The sequence below is a fragment of the Chroococcidiopsis sp. genome, assembly GCF_051657925.1.
Taxonomy (GTDB): Bacteria; Cyanobacteriota; Cyanobacteriia; order Cyanobacteriales; family Chroococcidiopsidaceae; genus Chroococcidiopsis.
Window position 1 is genome coordinate 1 of record NZ_JBOFLP010000004.1, and the last position, 4,530, is coordinate 4,530.

Sequence of the window (4,530 nt, forward strand, 5' to 3'; positions counted from 1 at the left end):
AGCCGTGCTTGTTCGGCAGGATTCAATCCCGATACAGATCTTGAAAAAGTTGGGATTGCCAACCAAACCACCATGCTCAAAAGCGAAACCGAGCAAATCGGTAAACTATTCGAGCGCACGATGATGCGAAAGTACGGTCCTGATACGCTAAACCAGCACTTTATCAGCTTTAACACCATCTGCGATGCTACCCAAGAACGGCAAGACGCGATGTTTCAATTAGTTGAAGAAAAGTTAGACCTGATGGTCGTCATTGGTGGTTTCAACTCTTCTAACACGACTCACTTACAAGAAATCGCGATCGAGCATCAAATTCCGTCTTATCACATCGACAGTGCCAACCGAATCGGTACAGCGAATCAGATCGAGCATCGCTTACTCAGTGGCGAGATTACAGCCACAGAAAATTGGTTGCCCAGTGGCAAAATTACGGTAGGCATTACTTCCGGTGCTTCCACACCCGATAAGGTTGTGGCTGATGTGGTAGAGAAGATTTTCGCTCTCAAAATGTAGAGAGGTTACATGTAACCTCTCTACACTGCGGACGTGCTAACTCGATATACACAACGCCGTCCGCCTGCAATCAAATGTTCGGTACGGGCGATCGCCACGTCTTCACCTAGAGTCGATTGAAAGACTTCTAGTTCCTGGCTGCACAGTCCCGTGCAAGCTGTGGCGGCGGCGCAGATCGGGCAGTGGTTTTCAATTAATAGAAATGAGCCATCTGAGAGAGATTCAACGTCTGCCATGTAGCCTTCATCGGTGCGTAGGTTTGCTAGGGCTTCTAGACGCTGCTGGATAGAGCTATTGGCAGGAATTTGCTCTCGATATGCCGCAATTTGCTGGCGAGTTCTAATTTCTAGCAACCGTTCTAATCCCTCCGATCCAAAAGCTTCTGTGACTGAATCGATTAGACTCAACGTTAACTCGGCATATCCATGAGGGAAAAAGCGATCGGCAGCAGGGGTGAGTTGCCACAACTTCGCCGGACGACCCATCGCCCGTTGTTCTTCCTGATAGGTGACTAATTGCTCTTTTTGTAGTGCATATAAATGTTGTCGCACTGCCATTGCAGAAATTTTAAAGTGGGAAGCAAGCGCAGCAGCATCCATTGCTCCTTCTTGTTTCAGTAGCTTGACGATCGCCCGTCTTGTGCGAATGTTTTGATTTGATGGCTTCATCAGTTGTCAGTTGTCAGTTATCAGTTGTCAGTTATCAGGGAACGTTACTTACGACTTACGACTTCTTTTCTTACTAATTCCTATTTCTATCTTTAGGCAGATACTAAAGGAAAATGTTTACACAGTTGGCTGAGTCTTTTACACTTTAGTTTATAACGAAATATCTTTAGAAAGTAAAAGCGAGTACGGGTTTCGTATTGCATGATTTACGTGGTTTCAAAAGATTTTGCCAAATAGGATTGCTGACGAGCGCAATTCAGATGGTAGGGGCGCACAGCTGCCCCTACGAACCATATGTATTCCATCTGTTATTCGGAGCCAAAAGGATGAATAGAGAAATTCAACGCCTTAATCCAGTCGGGTTATATGACCCTTCTCCAAACGGTTACACGCATGTTGCGATCGCACCACCAGGAGCAACCATCGTTTATATTGCTGGTCAAGGTGGGGAAGATGAAAACGGTAATCTGGTTGATGATTTCGCAACTCAACTGAAACAGGCGTTTGCCAATCTTGACATTGCTTTGAATGCAGCTGGCGCACGCCCAGAACATGTGGTCAAGCTGACTACGCTTGTCGTTAATCATGACGAATCTAAACTACAGTACTTAGGAGCTGAGGTAAAGGCAAGGTGGGGCGATCGTCCACCAACTCAAACTCTAGTTCCAGTGCCAAGGTTAGCACTCGATCGCATGTTATTTGAAGTTGATGCCGTGGCAGTATTACCCTAGCTTTTCTTCTTTCAACTTGTGACTTTTAATTTTTGACTTTTGATTTTTGTCCCAAACATGGAACACCTCTAGAGAGTGACTTGCCTGTGATAAAGCACACAGTTTCAGGTGTCAGCTGCAAAATATATTTATGAAGACCTACAAACTGAAAATTCAGTTTCCCAGTCTTGTCTGTCTAAAAATGTATTTTAAGATACTGTTTTTTAGTTTTAATTGTGTATCAACTGAGACGGCAAAACTACTAATTAACAATCCTTCTAAAATTCAAAATCTAAAATCCAAAACTGACAATGTTAGGGTTTATTCACAAAATATTCACAGCTTTTTTTTAGAGTCAGAGGTAATTTCAGCCTGCTCGCAATAGATCTTCACACTTAGGTAACACAGGGTCAAGGAAAGTTGAATACGCACCTCCCGAAATCACCAGCATCCCAAACCTGGAGCCAGCGATTTGAAACGGCTTTGCATCCCGCGATCGCTCGTTTTAACGCTAGTATTGGCTTCGATATTGAATTGATCGAATACGACCTAACAGGTTCGATCGCCCACGCTCAAATGCTGGCGCATACAGGTATTATTACCCCAGAGGAAGCACAACAACTGGTATCGGGTTTAGAACAAATTCGCCAAGAGTACCGCAACGGGCAATTTACGCCTGGGATTGAAGCGGAGGACGTGCATTTTGCAGTCGAACGACGCTTGACAGAAATTGTTGGCGATGCGGGGAAAAAGCTACATACAGCCCGTTCGCGGAACGATCAAGTCGGTACGGATATTCGCCTTTACCTGCGTCACCAAATTCAAGAGATTCAAGCTCAAATTGAGCAAATGCAAACAGTTTTGCTCGATTTAGCCGAACAGAATATTGAAACGCTGATTCCTGGCTACACGCACTTACAACGCGCTCAACCACTAAGCTTAGCCCATCATTTGCTAGCATATTTCGAGATGCTACAACGAGATAAAGAAAGACTTGCCGATGTTCGCAAGCGAGTGAATATTTCTCCTTTGGGTAGCGGTGCGTTAGCGGGAACTACCTTTCCCATCGATCGCCATTACACGGCTAAATTATTAGAATTTGAGGGAGTTTATGCTAATAGCTTAGATGGTGTAAGCGATCGCGATTTTGCCATAGAGTTCTTAGCAGCGGCAAGCATAATTATGGTGCATTTATCGCGGCTATCTGAAGAAGTGATTTTGTGGGCATCGGAAGAATTTAGTTTTGTCAAACTTAAAGATAGTTGCGCGACTGGCTCTAGTATCATGCCGCAAAAGAAAAACCCTGACGTACCGGAATTGGTGCGAGGTAAAACAGGTAGAGTTTGCGGACATTTACAGGCATTATTGGTACTGATGAAAGGCTTGCCTTTAGCTTACAATAAGGATTTACAAGAAGATAAAGAAGCGTTATTTGATGCCGTTCGTACCGTTAGTGCTTGTCTAGAAGCAATGACAATTTTGTTTGCTGAAGGATTGGAGTTTCGGACTCCACGCCTCGCCCAAGCAGTAGCAGAAGACTTTTCTAATGCTACAGATGTTGCCGATTATTTAGCTACTAAAGGCGTACCATTTCGGGAAGCTTATAACTTGGTAGGTAAGGTTGTCAAAACCTGTATCGCCGCAGGCAAACTTTTAAAGGATTTAACTTTAGCAGAATGGCAAGAATTACATCCAGCATTTGATACTGATATATACCAGGCGATCGCTCCTCATCAAGTCGTTGCTGCCCGTAATAGTTATGGTGGTACGGGATTCGAGCAAGTACGAAAAGCTTTAGCAACAGCAAGAGGGAAGATGCGAGGAGCAAGGAGTGAGGAGTGAGGAGCGAGGGGGACAAGGGAGACAATTCAAGTCGCAAGTCGCACAAGTCACAAGTAAGAAACAGTCACGCACCAAGCCTGAGCGCACCACTCTCTTTCCCTTATCCCTCACTCCGGACTTCGTCCCGCTTCGCTAACGCTCCTCACCCCTTCTTACCCATTACCAATAAATTATCAATTTAGGACTAGTCTATGTATGGCAACCGTATGAATCAAAATCAATACATAAATAATGCAATAAATTCTCACGCTGCGGATGCTGTTGAATCAGTGAATTCCTACGTGGAACCCAGATGGCTAGTAGAAGAAAGAGATGCGTGTGGAGTCGGACTAATTGCCCAACAGCAAAATATTCCCAGCCACGGTATTGTAAGTGCAGCACTCAAGGCATTGGGATGCCTGGAACACCGAGGTGGATGCAGCGCCGATAACGATTCTGGCGATGGCTCGGGTATTTTAAGTGCTATTCCGTGGGAACTTTTTCATGCCTGGATGAAAGAGCAAAATATTGCCATTCCACCCCAAGAACGCACGGGCATTGGTATGGCATTTTTACCGCAACAGCCAGCAGATGCTCAAATTGTCAAGCAAATAACCGAACAAGTTGCTACTGCTGCTGGACTAACAGTTTTGGGTTGGCGAGTCGTCCCCGTAAAACTAGAAATTTTAGGTATTCAAGCACGGGAAAACCAACCGCAAATCGAGCAAATAATTGTCAGTTCCGAGCTAACAGGCGAAGAACTGGAACGACAACTCTATATTACCCGCCGTCGCATCGGTAAGGCGATCGCGCAACAA

Annotated in this window: 3 protein-coding genes and 2 pseudogenes; 4 read left to right on the plus strand and 1 reads right to left on the minus strand. The window is 44.9% G+C overall.

Annotated features, from left to right (window positions below; genetic code table 11):
• Window positions 1-513: pseudogene (locus tag ACRC32_RS00255) on the plus strand (4-hydroxy-3-methylbut-2-enyl diphosphate reductase); the annotation flags it as partial.
• A 20-nt stretch (window positions 514-533) separates the two neighbouring features.
• Here ACRC32_RS00255 and ACRC32_RS00260 read toward each other — a convergent pair.
• Window positions 534-1,181, minus strand: coding sequence for a helix-turn-helix transcriptional regulator (locus ACRC32_RS00260; protein ID WP_438552104.1), 648 nt, complete (start codon window positions 1,179-1,181; stop codon window positions 534-536).
• A gap of 326 nt (window positions 1,182-1,507) precedes the next feature.
• Between ACRC32_RS00260 and ACRC32_RS00265 the strand changes: the two genes are divergently transcribed.
• From ACRC32_RS00265 to ACRC32_RS00275, 3 genes and pseudogenes are all read left to right on the plus strand, one after another.
• Window positions 1,508-1,912: a RidA family protein gene (locus ACRC32_RS00265; protein WP_438552105.1), complete on the plus strand. Its 405-nt coding sequence runs from the start codon at window positions 1,508-1,510 to the stop codon at window positions 1,910-1,912.
• A gap of 399 nt (window positions 1,913-2,311) precedes the next feature.
• Window positions 2,312-3,733: an argininosuccinate lyase gene (argH, locus tag ACRC32_RS00270; RefSeq protein WP_438552106.1), complete on the plus strand. Its 1,422-nt coding sequence runs from the start codon at window positions 2,312-2,314 to the stop codon at window positions 3,731-3,733.
• Between the two features lie 191 nt (window positions 3,734-3,924).
• Window positions 3,925-4,530 (plus strand): annotated as a pseudogene (locus tag ACRC32_RS00275) (glutamate synthase subunit alpha); the annotation flags it as partial.

Bases quoted from the DNA above. Each gene is read 5' to 3' on its own strand.
- ACRC32_RS00260 (WP_438552104.1), bottom strand. From the start codon at position 1,181: ATGAAGCCATCAAATCAAAACATTCGCACAAGACGGGCGATCGTCAAG.
- ACRC32_RS00265 (WP_438552105.1), top strand. From the start codon at position 1,508: ATGAATAGAGAAATTCAACGCCTTAATCCAGTCGGGTTATATGACCCT.